General features: G+C 37.9%; 14 protein-coding genes and 1 pseudogene. 13 read left to right on the plus strand and 2 right to left on the minus strand.

Annotation, left to right across the window (positions count from 1 at the left end; all coding sequences use genetic code 11):
• Positions 1-389 precede the first annotated feature (389 nt).
• The 10 genes and pseudogenes from purC (at position 390) to PN497_RS07080 (ending at position 11175) form a co-directional block, all read left to right on the plus strand.
• Positions 390-1127 carry a phosphoribosylaminoimidazolesuccinocarboxamide synthase gene (purC, locus tag PN497_RS07035; RefSeq protein WP_096570437.1) on the plus strand — a complete coding sequence of 246 codons (738 nt, stop codon included), beginning with the start codon at positions 390-392 and terminating at the stop codon, positions 1125-1127.
• Between the two features lie 102 nt (positions 1128-1229).
• Positions 1230-3611: a BamA/TamA family outer membrane protein gene (locus PN497_RS07040; RefSeq protein ID WP_096570435.1), complete on the plus strand. Its 2382-nt coding sequence runs from the start codon at positions 1230-1232 to the stop codon at positions 3609-3611.
• A 137-nt stretch (positions 3612-3748) separates the two neighbouring features.
• Entirely contained in the window at positions 3749-4597 is an 849-nt protein-coding gene (lpxC, locus tag PN497_RS07045) for a UDP-3-O-acyl-N-acetylglucosamine deacetylase (protein WP_096570433.1), read from the plus strand.
• 89 nt (positions 4598-4686) lie between these two features.
• On the plus strand, positions 4687-5202 hold the full coding sequence (gene fabZ / locus PN497_RS07050; RefSeq protein ID WP_096570431.1) for a 3-hydroxyacyl-ACP dehydratase FabZ: 516 nt from the start codon (positions 4687-4689) through the stop codon (positions 5200-5202).
• A gap of 346 nt (positions 5203-5548) precedes the next feature.
• Entirely contained in the window at positions 5549-6364 is an 816-nt protein-coding gene (gene lpxA, locus PN497_RS07055; protein WP_096570429.1) for an acyl-ACP--UDP-N-acetylglucosamine O-acyltransferase, read from the plus strand.
• A 316-nt stretch (positions 6365-6680) separates the two neighbouring features.
• Entirely contained in the window at positions 6681-7835 is a 1155-nt protein-coding gene (gene lpxB / locus PN497_RS07060; protein WP_096570427.1) for a lipid-A-disaccharide synthase, read from the plus strand.
• A 161-nt stretch (positions 7836-7996) separates the two neighbouring features.
• Positions 7997-9280, plus strand: a complete 1284-nt coding sequence (locus PN497_RS07065) for a DNA cytosine methyltransferase (RefSeq protein ID WP_096570425.1) — start codon at positions 7997-7999, stop codon at positions 9278-9280.
• A 39-nt stretch (positions 9281-9319) separates the two neighbouring features.
• Positions 9320-10015: an endonuclease gene (locus tag PN497_RS07070; RefSeq protein ID WP_096570423.1), complete on the plus strand. Its 696-nt coding sequence runs from the start codon at positions 9320-9322 to the stop codon at positions 10013-10015.
• Between the two features lie 73 nt (positions 10016-10088).
• Positions 10089-10502: pseudogene (gene nfi / locus PN497_RS07075) on the plus strand (deoxyribonuclease V); the annotation flags it as partial.
• A gap of 136 nt (positions 10503-10638) precedes the next feature.
• Positions 10639-11175, plus strand: coding sequence for an FHA domain-containing protein (locus tag PN497_RS07080; protein WP_096570422.1), 537 nt, complete (start codon positions 10639-10641; stop codon positions 11173-11175).
• On the opposite strand, the gene PN497_RS07085 is transcribed toward PN497_RS07080, so the two are convergent.
• A complete protein-coding gene (locus PN497_RS07085; protein ID WP_272109852.1) occupies positions 11143-11265 on the minus strand; it encodes a hypothetical protein in 123 nt (40 codons plus the stop codon). The genes PN497_RS07080 and PN497_RS07085 overlap by 33 nt on opposite strands.
• Positions 11266-11338: 73 nt before the next feature.
• On the opposite strand from PN497_RS07085, the gene PN497_RS07090 reads away from it, so the two are divergent.
• Entirely contained in the window at positions 11339-13309 is a 1971-nt protein-coding gene (locus PN497_RS07090; protein ID WP_096570420.1) for an FHA domain-containing protein, read from the plus strand.
• Between the two features lie 108 nt (positions 13310-13417).
• Here PN497_RS07090 and PN497_RS07095 read toward each other — a convergent pair whose 3' ends face one another.
• Complete coding sequence (locus PN497_RS07095) at positions 13418-14596, minus strand: glycoside hydrolase family 10 protein (RefSeq protein WP_272109853.1); 1179 nt, start codon at positions 14594-14596, stop codon at positions 13418-13420.
• Positions 14597-15059: 463 nt separating this feature from the next.
• Between PN497_RS07095 and PN497_RS07100 the strand changes: the two genes are divergently transcribed.
• Together PN497_RS07100 and PN497_RS07105 are read left to right on the plus strand one after the other, a co-directional pair.
• Entirely contained in the window at positions 15060-15788 is a 729-nt protein-coding gene (locus PN497_RS07100) for a GDSL-type esterase/lipase family protein (RefSeq protein ID WP_096570417.1), read from the plus strand.
• A gap of 111 nt (positions 15789-15899) precedes the next feature.
• Positions 15900-16334, plus strand: coding sequence for a hypothetical protein (locus PN497_RS07105; protein WP_096570415.1), 435 nt, complete (start codon positions 15900-15902; stop codon positions 16332-16334).
• The last annotated feature ends 114 nt before the right edge of the window (positions 16335-16448 follow it).

The following is a 16448-nucleotide window of genomic DNA, read 5'->3' on the forward strand; positions in this document are numbered from 1 at the left end:
GTTGTCAAGGTACAGATTGCCGTTAGGCAGTTAGGTTTTTATACAGGTTGATTACCGTTCCTGTGAGAATGATTATAGCACAGGTGACTGAGGCGTAAACGCCTCCTTATGCTTTCATCCCTTGCCTCAAGGACGGTTAAGTTTTTCCGCTACCCTCCAAAACTCAACCGTTCGGCTGAAGCTCACGGCGAAGCCTCAAGGGTTTTCAGCCCATTTTCTTATAAGTTATAGGTTATGGGTTACCAGTTACATCACGTTGCGAGTGAATGAAGTACACATATTCATGTTATAAATCTTGCGGTATGGACAGGAAAGCCAGCCCTTGTGTAGCGTTCGGCTGATAAAATGGTTAAGCTGGAAACCATTGCCCTGCAAATGTATCTACCACCATGTCTGTTAATACCAAACTATACGAAGGCAAAGCCAAAATTCTCTACACCACAGACGATCCTGAAGTCTTGTTGGCTGATTTTAAAGATGATGCAACTGCATTTAATGCTCAAAAGCGGGGTAGCATCCAGGGAAAAGGTAGCATAAACTGCACCATTTCCAGCAAGTTGTTTGAACAGTTGGCAGCGCATGGCATCAAGACACATTATATTGATTGTCCAGCGCCCAATCAAATGCTGGTGAAAGCAGTTAAGATTGTGCCATTGGAAGTTGTGGTCAGAAATATAGCTGCTGGTAGTCTTTGTCAACAAACAGGATTGCCACTAGGTACAATTCTGGAACAGCCTTTGGTAGATTTTTATTACAAAGATGACCAATTGGGAGATCCTCTACTCACACGCGATCGCTTACTGCTCCTGCAACTAGCAACTGAGGAACAAGTTGACAGTATTGCCCATCTGGCATTACAAATCAATGACTTTCTCAAAAGCTTTTGGCAAAAGTGCGGCATAACCCTAGTAGATTTTAAACTCGAATTTGGTTTGGACTCACAACAGCAGTTGTTGTTGGCCGATGAAATAAGTCCTGATACCTGTCGTTTATGGGATATGACAGAAAATGATCCTAACCGTCGAGTAATGGATAAAGATCGGTTTCGTAGGGATTTAGGAAATGTAGAAAATGCCTACCAGGAGGTTTTACAAAGGGTATTACAAGTAGTAGAGAGCAAAAATTAACTGTGTGTACATAGTCATTTTTCTGATATGACTAATGACTAATGACCAGTGACTCATGACGAATGACGAATGACTTAATTGTGTGTGGTAGTGAAGAGGAATATGAGTAAAAAGCATTTATCTCCTGTATTTCTGGCAGTTGTAGCCATCGCTGTCCCTGTTGACAACTCACTCAGTGCGACTGCACAAACTCCTGATAAAACCCAGCAAGTAACAGAGGTTGCCACGGTAGAAACCAACCAGCCACTACCACAGGAAACTGGTCAAAATGATGTTAGCGCAAATCAAGAAACTCCCGTCTTGGCAAAGGCAGTAGTTATAAAACCCGAATCTGACTCATCGACACCTGCTGTCAAAGTCTCACCAACAGCTAACTCAGCATCAATAGCAACACCAGAAGTAATCATAACAACGGCAACAACACCCTCAAAAACGGCTCAAATTCTCAAAGCTGCATCATCTCGCAACTCAGAACAGAAAGCAAAATCAGAAGTAATTATATCAACGGCAACAACACCAGCAAAAACAGCACAAGTTCTAGAGCCAGAAGTAAATCCTGATACCAATTCTACCCAGGAAAATGCCGAGCCACCCACAGCACAACCGACTTTCCCTAGTAATTCAGAAACAACGGAACCCCGTGTACTAGTGTCAGAAGTAGCAGTAACATCACCAGATGGAGCAATCTCACCAGAACTAGAAAACCAAGTTTACCGAGTGATTCGTACCCAACCAGGACAAACAACCACCCGTTCCCAATTACAAGAAGATATTAATGCTATATTTGCCACAGGTTTCTTCTCTAACGTGCGAGCCGTACCAGAAGATACACCTGTGGGTGTAAGGGTGAGTTTCGTGGTTGATCCTAATCCTGTCCTGAGTAAAGTAGAAGTCGAAGCTAACCCTGGAACTGATGTTCCTTCTGTACTCCCAACTAACACAGTAGATAAAATCTTCAGTGAACAGTATGGTAGAATCCTCAACTTGCGTGACTTGCAAGAAGGAATTAAACAGTTAACCAAAGAGTATCAAGACAGAGGTTATGTACTGGCCAACCTCATTGGAGCGCCAAAAGTCTCAGAAACCGGAGTTGTCACCCTACAAGTAGCAGAAGGGGTAGTAGAAGATGTCAAAGTTCGCTTCCGTAATAAAGAAGGACAGGAAGTAGACGAAAAAGGAGAACCCATTCGGGGACGCACAAAAGAATATGTAATTAAACGGGAATTAGAATTAAAGTCTGGTCAAGTATTTAACCGTAATACAGTCCAAAAAGACTTACAAAGAGTATTTGGGCTGGGATTGTTTGAAGATGTGAATGTGTCCCTTGACCCTGGCACAGACCCCAGTAAAGTTGATGTAGTGGTGAATGTAGCTGAACGCAGCAGTGGTTCAATAGCTGCTGGTGCTGGTATTAGTTCTGCCAGTGGATTATTTGGTACAATTAGCTATCAACAGCAAAACCTGGGAGGTAGAAACCAGAAACTAGGGGCAGAAGTGCAGCTAGGTGAAAGAGAACTGCTGTTTGATCTGCGGTTGACAGATCCGTGGATTGCGGGTGATCCTTACCGCACTTCTTATACAGCTAATATTTTCCGTCGTCGTTCAATTTCTCTGATTTTTGAAGGTAAGGATGACAACATTGAAACCTATAACCCCAATAATCCCACTAATACAAATGATCAAGATCGTCCCCGGATTACCCGTTTAGGTGGTGGCGTTTCTTTTACTCGTCCTCTTTCTCCTAATCCTTATGAAAAGTCAGAGTGGGTGGCTTCAGCTGGGTTGCAGTATCAACGAGTTTCTAGCCGTGATGCTGATGGTAATGTGAGAAGAGAAGGGGCAAGATTTAATGATAATGGTCAACCAATTAGCGATAGGATTCCCCTAACCCAATCGGGAACAGGTGAAGACGATTTACTACTATTACAACTGGGCGCACAACGCGATCGCCGTAATAATCCCTTACAACCTACCAACGGTTCTTATCTCCGTGTCGGAGTTGATCAATCTGTACCCATAGGCTCAGGTAATATTTTCCTGACCAGAGTTAGGGGTAACTACAGCCAATATTTGCCTGTGAACTTTTTGAGTTTTGGCAAAGGTCCACAAACTCTGGCGTTTAACCTTCAAGGTGGTACAATTCTCGGAGACTTACCCCCCTACGAAGCTTTTACCCTTGGCGGTAGTAATTCTGTGCGTGGTTACGATGAAGGTAGATTAGCCACTGGACGTAGTTATGTACAAGCATCTGTTGAATATCGTTTTCCTGTCTTCTCTGTAGTCAGTGGCGCACTATTTTTTGATTATGGTAGTGATTTGGGAAGTAGTACCAGAGCAGCAGAAATTCTTAACAAAAATGGTAGCGGCTACGGTTATGGTTTAGGTGTGCGTGTACAGTCTCCACTTGGACCTATTCGCATAGATTATGGTTTAAGTGATGATGGTGATAGCCGCATCAACTTTGGGATTGGGGAAAGGTTTTAAGAGGTGACTGGTGACTGGTGACTGGGGATAAATATTTACCTCCTGACTCCTGACTCCTGACTTCTACTTTCAGGGTGTTTACTACATACAGAACAAATGAGTAACAAAAAGCAAAATCATATATTGGTTTTTAGGCTATGCACCAACACACATTAGCTGGGGAAATTATCCACAAAGGTGTGGGACTGCATAGCGGTGTAAATACCAGGGTGCGGATACTACCAGGAGAACCGGGAAGCGATCGCTATTTTGTGCGGGTGGATTTGCCCAATTCGCCGATAATTCCTGCTAAAATTGCAACAGTTAATCAAACTGTTCTCTCGACTCAGTTGGGGACAGATGAGATTTATGTTCGCACGGTAGAGCATTTGTTAGCGTCTTTGTCCGCTATGGGTGTGGATAATGCGCGGATTGAAATTGATGGACCAGAAGTACCGCTGTTAGATGGTTCGGCTCAAATTTGGACTGATAGTATTGCTGCTGTGGGTTTGGTATCACAGTCTGTTGGTGATGAATCAGCGCCTATAGTTATCAAAGAACCTATTTCGGTTCATCAAGGTGATACTTTTGTCTGCGCTTTTCCCGCACCAGAAACCCGTTTTAGCTATGGGATTGATTTTGATGTACCTGCAATTGGTAATCAATGGTACAGTTTCTCATTATCTAGTAATCTAGAAAATACGGAAAATTCCTTTGTGACAGAAATTGCACCGGCTCGTACTTTTGGGTTATTACATCAAATTGAATATCTGCAAAAATCAGGATTGATCAAAGGTGGCAGCTTGGATAATGCTCTTGTTTGTGGTGCTGATGGTTGGCTAAATCCACCGTTAAGATTTGCAAATGAGCCAGTACGTCATAAAATCTTGGATTTAGTGGGAGATATTAGCTTATTAGGTAAATTTCCTGTTGCTCACTTCTTGGCTTACAAAGCTAGTCACAATCTCCATATTCAGTTGGCAAAGAAGATTTTAGAATTTTGCTGAGGAATTTGGCTAAAAATTAACTAAAATTTAAGATTGTACGCTATTTTCTAGCCTACTTAATTTCCAGATTCTTATAAAATATAGTACCAATGTCAACTCTCACCCAAGCTAATTCTACTCAAGTGACTACATCTGAAGGAGAACATCAGGAAACCAATACACCGGCAATTAAAACAACCTTCACGGTGGAAGAGATTCAGCAACTGCTACCGCACCGTTATCCTTTTTTGCTTGTCGATAAAATTATTGACTATGTTCCTGGAAAATTGGCTGTGGGTGTAAAAAACGTTACCTTTAATGAACCTCAGTTCCAAGGTCATTTCCCCGGACGCTCATTGATGCCTGGTGTACTCATTGTAGAAGCGATGGCGCAGGTTGGAGGGGTTATTATGACCCAAATGCCTGATATACCAAAAGGACTGTTTGTGTTTGTGGGTATTGATAAAGTCCGTTTCCGTCGCCAAGTCGTACCTGGTGATCAGTTAATTATGACAGTGGAACTGTTGTCTATTAAGCAGCGTCGTTTTGGTAAAATGCAAGGACGAGCCGAAGTTGATGGACAACTGGCTGCTGAAGGGGAGCTAATGTTTTCTTTGGTTAGCTAAGTTTAGCTAAGTTTAGCTACAACTAGGCTGAATTTGGCTTTTTAGATTTGGGGCATAGCCGTAAACTGCCCTAAGTCAATTATAAGTAAGAATAACTGTAAACACGAAAAATCACAAGCGTATTTACTGTTGGCTGGACTTTGATCAGACAATTTTGGATTTAAGGTTTAAGATTTGTTTCAATAATAAATTTAGGTACTTGTACCCTTTTGTTATTTTTAGATAGCTATCTTCAATCCAAAATCTAAAATCTAAAATCCAAAATTCGTTATCCTCACACATAACACACATAACTTATTTTGCCCGACACTTTTTTTTCAATGAACTCAGTTCTGGAGAGTCACCCTTGAAGACACTTATTCATCCAACTGCTGTAATACATCCTGATGCGGAACTCCACTCAACGGTGCAAGTCGGTGCTTATGCTGTGATTGGAGCGAATGTCAAAGTCGGACCGGAAACTGTAATTGGCGCTCATGCAGTTTTAGATGGTCTTTGTGAAATCGGGGCGGGAAATCATATTTTTCCCGGTGCTGTTATTGGTATGGAACCCCAGGATCTCAAGTATGTGGGAGAACCTACTTGGGTAAAAATTGGTGATAATAATGCTATTCGTGAGTATGTAACTATTAACCGCGCTACTGGCCGGGGTGAGGCGACGATCATCGGTAACGGTAATTTACTGATGGCTTATGTTCATGTTGGACATAATTGCGTGATTGAGGACTCGGTGGTTATTGCTAATTCTGTGGCTTTAGCGGGTCATGTTCACATCGAGTCAAGAGCCAGATTAAGCGGGGTTTTAGGTGTTCATCAGTTTGTACATATCGGTGGTATGTCTATGATTGGTGGGATGACTCGCATTGATCGAGATGTTCCTCCTTATATGTTGGTTGAGGGCAATCCATCACGGGTGCGATCGCTCAATTTGGTGGGGTTAAAACGCTCAGGAATGCCCGCTAAAGATTTCCAATTGCTGAAAAAAGCTTTTCGCATTCTCTACCGTTCTGATTTGCTGTTTAAAGAGGCTTTGGCAGAGTTGGAATTGTTGGGAGATACCGCACAGTTGCAACATCTCCGCCGTTTTCTGCTATTGTCGCAAATGCCAGGAAGACGCGGTTTAATTCCTGGAAAGGGAAAGAGTACCGCGAGTGATGAATGATGAATCATATCTAGAACAGAAGTCACTCGATTTTGGATTGAAGATTTTGGATTTTGGATTGACGTTAGCGAAGCGTACACAGCGCAGCGAGTATTTCTCCGTTTTGAAGGACTCAGACCTGTATCAAATTTTTTAATCTAAAATCTAAAATCTAAAATCTAAAATTCCCAGTCAGGAGTCAGGAGTCAGAATATTTGGTAAAACAGTAGATTATAATTGGGATGATTTTTGGCTTAACCTGGAAAAGCTAATTGCTTATAAATCTAAAATGTAAAATCTAAAATCTAAAATCTAAAATCTAAAATCTAAAATTCAAATGCGGATATTTATCAGCACTGGGGAAGTTTCTGGCGATTTACAAGGGGCGTTATTAATTACGGCGCTACAAAATCAAGCTCAAGCTTTGGGGTTAAATTTAGACATTGTGGCCTTGGGTGGTGAGAAGATGGCCGCAGCAGGGGCGACAATTTTAGGGGATACTAGCGGTATTGGTTCGATGGGTATAATTGAAGCTTTGCCGTATTTTATTCCTACTATTCAGGTACAAAAAAGGGCGATCGCCTATTTACAAAAAAATCCCCCTGATATCATAGTTTTGATTGATTATATGACTCCTAATATCGGGATTGGTAGTTATATGAATGAACATTTTCCCGATGTTCCTGTGGTGTATTACATCGCGCCTCAAGAATGGGTGTGGTCGATGAGTTTGGAGAGAACTAAAAAAATTGTTAGTTTTACAGATAAACTATTAGCAATTTTCCCAGAAGAAGCTCGTTATTATCAAGAAAAAGGGGCTAAAGTTAATTGGGTGGGTCATCCTTTAGTTGATAAAATGGCTAATGCACCGAGTCGGGAAACTGCACGGGAGATGTTAGGAATTAAAGAGGGAGAAATAGCGATCGCTCTTTTACCTGCTTCCCGTAGTCAAGAATTAAAATATTTATTACCTGTCATTTTTCAAGCTGCTCAAAATATTCAATCTAAGTTACCAACAGCGCGGTTTTTTATTCCTTTATCTTTGGAAAAATTTAGAGATAAAATTGAAAAATCTATTCAAAATTATGGTTTAAAAGCAACAATATTATCTGGTAAACAACAGGAAATTTTTGCTGCTGTAGATTTGGCAATTACTAAATCTGGAACAGCAAATTTAGAGTTAGCTTTAGCTAATGTTCCCCAGGTAGTAGTTTACAGTCTTAGTCCTTTTACTGCTTGGGTTGCGCGGAAAATTCTTAAAGGTTCAATTCCCTTTGCTTCACCTGTAAATTTAGTTGTGATGCGGGAAATTGTTCCAGAATTTTTACAGGAACAAGCAACAGTAGAGAATATTACTCAAGCAGGAATGGAATTATTATTAAATACTGAAAAGCGGGAAAGAACTTTATTAGATTATCAAGAAATGCGGCAATGTCTGGGAGATTTGGGAGTGTGCGATCGCGCTGCTAAGGAAATTTTAGAAATGCGGTGATTGGTAATTGGTAATTGGTAATTGGTAATTGGTGATAAGATTTATTATATTGTTCCCTATTCCCTATTCTCTAATTAAATAGAAAAAATAAGTCTGTAGGGGTTTAGCACTACTCAACCCTTACAATTTATAATGTTATATTGATAAACAATAACTAATCAATGATGAAAAAAAGACCCATAGCAGTTGATTTGTTTGCAGGTGCAGGAGGAATGACCCTGGGTTTTGAACAAGCTGGTTTTGATGTCCTTGCTGCTGTAGAATTAGACCCTATACATTGTGCAATTCATCAATTTAATTTTCCTTTTTGGAAGGTGTTATGTAAAAGTGTAGAAGATACCACAGGATTAGAAATTAGAAATAGTAGCGAAATTGAAAATCAAGAAATTGATGTTGTTTTTGGTGGTCCACCGTGTCAAGGGTTTTCATTAATTGGTAAACGGTCTTTTGATGACCCCAGAAATTCTTTAGTGTTTCATTTTATTAGGTTGGTTTTAGAATTACAACCTAAATATTTTGTTATGGAAAATGTTAAAGGAATGACAGTAGATAAACACAAAGAATTTATTGCCGAAATTATTGATACTTTTGAAAATAACGGTTATAAAGTAAATCATAATTATCAAGTTTTAAATGCTGCTAATTATGGAGTACCGCAAAATCGAGAAAGATTGTTTTTACTAGGTTGTCGTCGAGATTTAGAATTACCAAATTATCCTGATAAAATCACCCATCCAGCTAAATTAAATACTAACTCAAAAAAAGCTGTGAAACTACCTGCAACCCCTACGGTGTGGGAAGCATTACAAGATTTACCAACAATTGAAAATTACCCAGAATTATTACAACAAGATTGGGTTTTAGCTGAATTTGGTAAACCCAGTAAATACGGGATGAAAATGCGTAATCTGTGCATTGCTAATAATAATTATTCCTACTCCCGTAAATTTGATCATCACATTTTAACATCGAGTTTAAGAACAAAACATAGTCCTGCATCTGAAGAAAGATTTGCGTCAACTCCTCATGGTAAAAATGAACCAATTAGCCGTTTTTATAAACTCGATCCTGACGGTTTATGTAATACATTAAGAGCAGGAACAGCTAGTAATAAAGGTGCTTTTACCTCTCCTCGTCCTATACATCCATTTACACCAAGATGTATCACTGTTAGGGAAGCTGCGCGTTTACACTCCTTTCCTGACTGGTTTAGATTTCATCCCACAAAATGGCATGGTTTTAGACAAATTGGTAATTCTGTTCCTCCACTTTTAGCGCAAGCAGTAGCAGCGGAAATTATTAAGGTTTTGAATGTGGAAGTTGAACAACCCACAAGTGTTAAAATTTTAGATGAACTTAGTTTATTAACACTTGATATGTCAGATGCAGCTAAATATTTTGGAGTGAACCCTCATGTTATAGAACCTAGAACAAGAAAAAAATGATTATCACTCAACGATGTTTTTTACCAAGGAATAAGTACCATGAAAGAAGGTTTATATAACTCGGTTATTATCGGAATTTTCCAACGTTATTACACAAGTGGATTGGAATATTTTGAATTTAATCGGAATGAACTACCTGAAATTGCTCAAGAGTTAGGTATTCAATCAGCTAAAAATTTAGGAGATATTCTCTATTCTTTTAGATTTAGAAAACCACTACCTAAAGTAATTACAGATACTGCTCCCGAAGGGTTAGAATGGATTATTGAATTAAATGGTACTGGTAACTATTGCTTTCGACTGGTAAAGATTAATCGGATTATTCCCAATCAAAATTTAATACCAATTAAAATACCGGATGCAACACCTGAAATTATTAATCAATATATGTCAGGTGATGAACAAGCTCTTTTAACTAAAATCCGATATAATCGTTTAATAGATATATTTCTGAGCATTACAGCATACTCTTTACAAAATCACCTCAGAACTAATGTTAAGGGTATTGGACAAATAGAAATAGATGAGGTTTATGTTGGTGTGAATAACAATGGTATGCAGTTTATCATACCTGTTCAAGCAAAAGCAGGAAGTGATCAACTTTCTGTGGTACAAACCAAACAAGATATTAGTTATTGTTTTGATAAATTCTCTAGCTTAGTTTGTCGTTCGATATCAGCACAATTTATGAACAATGGACTTATTACTATTAGGACTTACGCAAGATGTGACTGAAAACCTTATTCTTGCGTAGGGGTAATTCATGAATTACCCCTACTTTCGTTTCCTTTTGCGTAAGTCCTGACTTGGATTTTTATCTTTTCGGGAAATACCCGCTATTCTTGATGCCTTGGAAAAAATTAAAAATATACCTAATATAATATTATGTGATGGTCAAGGAATTGCCCATCCACGCAGATTTGGAATAGCTTGCCATTTAGGTGTTTTAGTAGATATACTAACTATAGGTGTAGCAAAATCTTTACTTATTGGCAAATATGAAGAATTACCAGCAGTTAGAGGAAGTTGGCAACCATTAATACATACAAATGAAACCGTAGGCGCAGTTTTACGGACTCGTACTGGAGTTAAACCTTTATATATCTCCACAGGCCATCGTATTAGCTTACCTACAGCAATTGACTATGTATTACGGTGTACACCTAAATATCGGTTGCCCGAAACTACCCGCATTGCTGATAAACTAGCATCTAACAGATAAAGTATAAAAAGTATATATGGTGAAGATAATCATTCTTTAATTTTAATTCTCAAGACTTGCTAAATGGCTACCAATCATGTTAGGAATCCCACAGCATAAAGTTGAATTCATTAAATATTAACGTTATCTAAAAATCATGAATGTACTAACTTTACAGTGGCAAGAAGCAGGTCAAAATAAAATTCAACAAATTTATGAAAAACATAACAGCAAAAACGCTGGTACTTGTCGCATTGGACGTGATCCAGCAAAGTGTGATATTGTTTTAACTCATCCAACAGTATCCGGTTTACATATTGAAATATTTTTTGATGCTCAAAAGCAACGTTTTTATATTAGAAATTTACGGGAAATAAACCCCCCACAAATAGATGGTAAATCTTTAGTTAAAGGGGAAATAGCTTTAAATGAAAAAAGCATTATTTATTTAGGACAACAACAACTACAAGTTACGGCAATTTCTGTTAGTAGTATTCCCTCTACCATCATAGTCCAACCACCAAAACAACCCGTACATCATCATCATAAACCGTCAATTCCAACACAACCAAATCCGGTGTATGGTTTAGACTGTCCTAAATGTCATAAAGTTTCCCCACCAGAAAATTTACAAATAGGTTGTCCTTGGTGTGGTACATCTTTAGCTGCTGCTGTTAGTGTACTTATTGGGTGATTGGTGACTGGTGATTGGTGACTGGTGACTGGTGACTGGTGATTGGTGACTGGTGATTGGTGACTGGGAAAAACCACTAATAACTAACAACTAATAACTAACAACTAATAACTAACAACTAATAACTAACAACTAATAACTAACAACTAATAACTAATAACTAATGACTAATTTACAAATTCAATTAAGTTGGGAAGATCCAACAACGGGAGAAAGACGAGAACCTAAATTAAATGTCCCTATTGCTTTTGGTCGAGAATTTGCTAAGTTACCAACAGAAATTAGGGGTCAGCGTGTTTCGCGGATGTTATTAAATAGTAATGAAGTTTCTCGTTATCATGCTTTAATTGATTGGGAACAAGATTGGGAACAAAATAATTTTGTAGTTATTGATCAAAATAGTGCTAATGGTGTTTATGTTAATGGACAAAAACAAACACGCTGTCAGTTAGCTAATGGTGATACTTTGCAAATTGGACCTTATATGATTACTGTCCAGTTTGGATTAAATACTGTTATTCCTACACCTAATAATCCTTCGACTATTCAATTTAATCCTAATACTAATCTTCCAGATCCTAATAGATCTCCAGTTCGTCCAGTTACACCTTTAGGAAGTAATTTTCCACCTTCGGAATTTCAGAATCACAAAGTTGATTTACAAGCTATTCATGCTACTGGTTTACCTATTGATGAATGTGATTATTTAGCCGTTGGTGCTGGTTTGGGTAGTTTTATTTGGGTTGATTTATTAAGAATTAGTGGTGTTAAATCTGAAAAAATTATTGCTGTAGGATTAGAATCAAAACCTTATGCACGTTATCAGCGTTTATGTTTAAATTCTCAAATTCCTTTACATGAAAGATTGCGTTCTAATTCTGATTCTTGTCCTGATAATATTTGGGGATGGCCTAGTTATGCTTTGCGAGAATCTTGGCATGATTTAACAAAAGGTCAGATCAATTCAGCTTTTCAATATTTATGGCAAGTTTTTAATGAACCAACTTTTGCAGAAACTTATACGCCCCGTGCGGGTAATGTTTTTGATTCTATAGATCGGGAAGCTAAACGTATTAGTTGGGATAAAATTTATCGTTATGGTAGAGTGAGAGCAATTAGAAAAACGGAAGATGGTAGATATTGTGTTGCTTATTCTCGTAGTCCGGGAAATTATGCTTTTTTAGTTTGTCGTTATTTACATTTAGCTACGGGATATCCCGCTATTCAATTTTTACCAGATTTACAAGCATATCGGGAAAAATATCAAGATTTTAAATCTGTAGTCAATGCCTATGAAGACCATAATCATGTCTATGAACAGTTAGAAAAACAAGGTGGTACTGTTTTAATTAGAGGACGGGGTATTGTAGCTTCACGAATTTTACAACGTATTTATGAGGTGAGAAAACAAAATCGGAATATTACAGTTTTACATTTAATGCGATCGCCTAAACCCCAGGGTAACAAATTTCAAAAAGCCCAACGTCCGGTTAAAAATCACTACGAGTTGCAACCTTTTAACTGGCCAAAAGCTTGTTGGGGTGGTGAACTACGAGTGATGTTAGAAAAAGCCACCCCAGAAGAACGTCAAAGGTTATTATCTGACTGGGGAGGAACTACTACCGCAGATCGTGGAGACTGGCAAAGAATCACAGAAGAAGGTATTAAAGAAGGTTGGTATCAAATTACTTTTGGTCAAGTTGTTAGTGTAGAAAGAGATGCCCAAAACCACACTATTACCCATATTCAAGAAAAGGGTTTTGGGGAAATGAAATTAACTGCTGATTTTATTATTGATGCTACCGGACTTGATGCGAAAGTTAAAACTAATCCCTTATTAAAAGATTTAGTTGAACATTACAAACTACCTTTAAATCATTTAGAAAGATTAGTAGTAGCCAACAATTTTGAATTAGTAGAAATGCGAAATACTCAAGGTCAAATGTATGTATCTGGGGCAATAACTTTAGGTGGACACTATGCAGCAGTTGATAGTTTTTTAGGGTTACAATATGCGGCTTTAGTTGCTGTGGATGGGATGTATATTGCCCGTGCGCCTGGTGTGAAAAGGTTAAATACTTTTAGTTCTTTAAATCAGTGGATAAAATGGGTTTTTAATCAAGCACCATCATAGGTGACTGGTGACTGGTGACTGGTGACTGGGTAATCAATTTTATGTTTCCCAATAAACTATCACCTATCACTAATCACCTATCACTAATCACCAATATCCAATCAACAATTATTCTGCTGCTAATCGCCAAGCAGGATAGGGGAAAAGATTTTTAAATCCTGCAAGACGTTCTTGGAATGTTTCTTGAGAATGATTCCAAAGAGTTTCATAATAAAAGAAAACCACACCTAATCCTTGTCTTTGGGCAGTTCTCACTTGATTTGTAATTTGTTGCATTGATACGGGGCTAGTTCTTAAACCTGCCATTATTCCCACTCCAGTTGGGATTAGTTGTTGTGCTTCTTGCATTTCTGGACGGGAAATTTTAGCAGAAAAACTGTTTAAATCAGAACGATAAACTTGTACAATTAGTTCATCTACTATGTTTAATCTTACCCAATTAAGCCAGTCTTGCAATTGTAATTTATATGCAAAATCGTAGTAATTAGGTGAAACTGAAAAAATTACTTTTGGTTTGATTTGCTTAATTCTTTGATTAAGTCTCACCATGAAATCTGTAATTTTATCTGCCCTCCATTTTACCCATTCTGGGTCTTGAGAATCTGCTGGGGGATCTTTTTCCATTTCTTGGCGATATAAATCAACTGTATATTGATCGTAACCAAATTCATGGGGTAAACTTGTATGATCATCAAACTGGATACCATCAATATCATAATTTGATGTTAGCTCTACCAAGAGATCGGTAATAAATTGTTGTACTTCTGGATGAAAGGGATTTAACCATGTCACTTCACCGGCTGCACTAACAGAAGTTTCGCTACCATCCCGCTTTTTTGTTAACCATTCTGGTTTATTTAATGCTAGTTCTGAAGTTTGGGGAGTCATAAAACCAAATTCAAACCAAGGAACTACCAGTAAATTTTGACGATGGGCTTGATTAATTACATCGGCAAGAATATCATGGCCATCTGAACCACGAAATACAAAAGGTTGAATTTCTAAATCTTTGGCTATCTTACTGGGATACATGACATAACCAGAATTCCACACTACGGGATAAATAGTATTAAAATTGAGCCGACGCAATTTAGTAACAGCATCGTTAACTTTGGTACGATCTTTAAAGACGTTAAGATCATTGTTGGTAATCCATACACCTCTAATTTCTTGTCTTGGTATTTGGGCGTTAACGGGTGTAAAGGTATTTGTTAATAAAACAGTGACAAAAGAAATTAAAACCAAAAAGGGAAACAACCTTTTAAAAAATTTGTGATGCCCACTCATTGTTTTTATATGTTGCCAATATGAAGAAAAAAAATTGAATTTCACTCTTGGGTAAGAGGTTTGAATTAACCATTTATGCAGCTGTCTAAAATTGCGAAGTAATTTATGATTCATATTTTCTGAGGATGTGTAAAATGTAAGTATTCAGCTATCAGCAATCAGGAAACAGCTAATAGCCAGGATTCAGAGGTTTTAATTTCAGGTTAATTTCAGGAATGTTATTTATCTGCATCTGTGTCTTTTCATTCTTTGTATTTCATATTTCAGGTACTGACGGAAACCGACGGTTGAATGCTTACGTTTTTGACGTAACTACTTCAAATTAGTGCCTGGTTTAATAGTCCTAATTTGAAATTTTGGATTTTGGGTTCTAACTTTGTGCATAAAAGATAAAAAATATACCATACAATAGTGTAATAATGTCTAGAATATTGTAGAGATATCAATTACATTCTTGTTTAAGATGCAAACTGTAAAACCTTCCTCCTCAATGCTGTCTATTACGCCAAAACTATGTCAACCTTTAAAAATAGTCGCCTTGGGGGATAGTTTAGTATATGGATATGGAGACTATGAAAAAGGTGGTTGGGTAGAACAACTGCGCCGATGGTGGATGTTACCGGATAGTGTGGGTCATGTGCTTTATAATTTAGGGGTCAGGGGCGATCGCATTCAGCAAGTTTCACAACGGTTAGAAGTGGAATTTCGTCACCGGGGAGAAATTAGAAACCGAGTTCCTGATTTAATTATCCTCTCTGTTGGCGTTAACGACTCACCCCGTTTAGGTCGTCCCACTGGCAAAAATTATACAGATTTTGCGGAATTTGAAACAGCGATCGCCACATTATTAGATCAAGCACAACAACTTTGTCCAGTCCTCTTTGTCGGTATGGTCCCGGTTGATGAAAGCAAAATGCCTTTTCTCGATTGTTTATATTACAATCATGCTGACCAATATCGCTACAAAGAAGCTACCCGTCAAGCTTGTGAACAACGAAAGATTCCCTATTTAGACATATTTGATCAATGGATATCACACAGTCAAATCTGGAGAAGTGAACGCATGACAGCAGATGGACTTCATCCGAACACTCTTGGTTATCAAGACTTATTAGAAGCTGTCCTCAACTGGTCAGAACTATCTCAATATCATTGTCAAGTAGATTATCACTTGAAATTAGAACACACTTAATATTTAGATTCCTGACTTCTTAAACAAGTCGGGTATCTATTTTCAATCAACAAATTTATGATTTTATATATTCTGACTCCTGACTCCTGACTCCTGACTCCTTGAAATATTATGACTCCTACTTTATTTGGTCGTTGGCAAACTCGATTATTATTATTAGCAACTGTTGGTGTATTAGTATCTTTACCTTTTACACTGGGGTTAATAGGTTCTGGTGCAAATATTGTTTATTTTTTCATTCTTGCTTATGTTGCTATCTTTGGTTTAGGTTGGGATGTTGTTTATAATTATCTGCAAAAATCACGCTGGGATAGAGACTGGCCAGCAGCTTATCAATTTTTTGCAGGTATTTGGGAGATGATATTTGTGTTTTGTGGAGTAAAGATTTTTGGTTTTTTACCTATACCTATACCAAAAGAGGAATTATCAATAGGGGCGTTTTTATTACATTATTCTGTAGTTTGGTTGGCGGTTTTTATGAGTTCGCAAAGTTTAATGAGAATTATTTTTCCCCGTTGGCGTTTTCGTGGTGGACAGTGGTTATAAAAGATAGAGTTTTTTTTCACGCAGAGGCGCAGAGGAGTACGCAAAGTTTAATGGTTAAATGTTTATGTGGGTTATCTCAAATTTTATCTTCTAGATTATGATGGGAAATAAATT

It is taken from the genome of Sphaerospermopsis kisseleviana CS-549, from assembly GCF_028329225.1.
Classification (GTDB): Bacteria; Cyanobacteriota; Cyanobacteriia; order Cyanobacteriales; family Nostocaceae; genus Sphaerospermopsis; species Sphaerospermopsis kisseleviana.

Coding starts and splice junctions, on each gene's coding strand:
- lpxC (WP_096570433.1), top strand. CDS start 3,749: ATGCACCAACACACATTAGCTGGGGAAATTATCCACAAAGGTGTGGGA.
- purC (WP_096570437.1), top strand. CDS start 390: ATGTCTGTTAATACCAAACTATACGAAGGCAAAGCCAAAATTCTCTAC.
- PN497_RS07040 (WP_096570435.1), top strand. CDS start 1,230: ATGAGTAAAAAGCATTTATCTCCTGTATTTCTGGCAGTTGTAGCCATC.
- PN497_RS07090 (WP_096570420.1), top strand. CDS start 11,339: ATGACTAATTTACAAATTCAATTAAGTTGGGAAGATCCAACAACGGGA.
- PN497_RS07105 (WP_096570415.1), top strand. CDS start 15,900: ATGACTCCTACTTTATTTGGTCGTTGGCAAACTCGATTATTATTATTA.
- PN497_RS07095 (WP_272109853.1), bottom strand. CDS start 14,596: ATGAGTGGGCATCACAAATTTTTTAAAAGGTTGTTTCCCTTTTTGGTT.
- PN497_RS07080 (WP_096570422.1), top strand. CDS start 10,639: ATGAATGTACTAACTTTACAGTGGCAAGAAGCAGGTCAAAATAAAATT.
- PN497_RS07070 (WP_096570423.1), top strand. CDS start 9,320: ATGAAAGAAGGTTTATATAACTCGGTTATTATCGGAATTTTCCAACGT.
- PN497_RS07065 (WP_096570425.1), top strand. CDS start 7,997: ATGATGAAAAAAAGACCCATAGCAGTTGATTTGTTTGCAGGTGCAGGA.
- fabZ (WP_096570431.1), top strand. CDS start 4,687: ATGTCAACTCTCACCCAAGCTAATTCTACTCAAGTGACTACATCTGAA.
- PN497_RS07100 (WP_096570417.1), top strand. CDS start 15,060: ATGCAAACTGTAAAACCTTCCTCCTCAATGCTGTCTATTACGCCAAAA.
- lpxB (WP_096570427.1), top strand. CDS start 6,681: ATGCGGATATTTATCAGCACTGGGGAAGTTTCTGGCGATTTACAAGGG.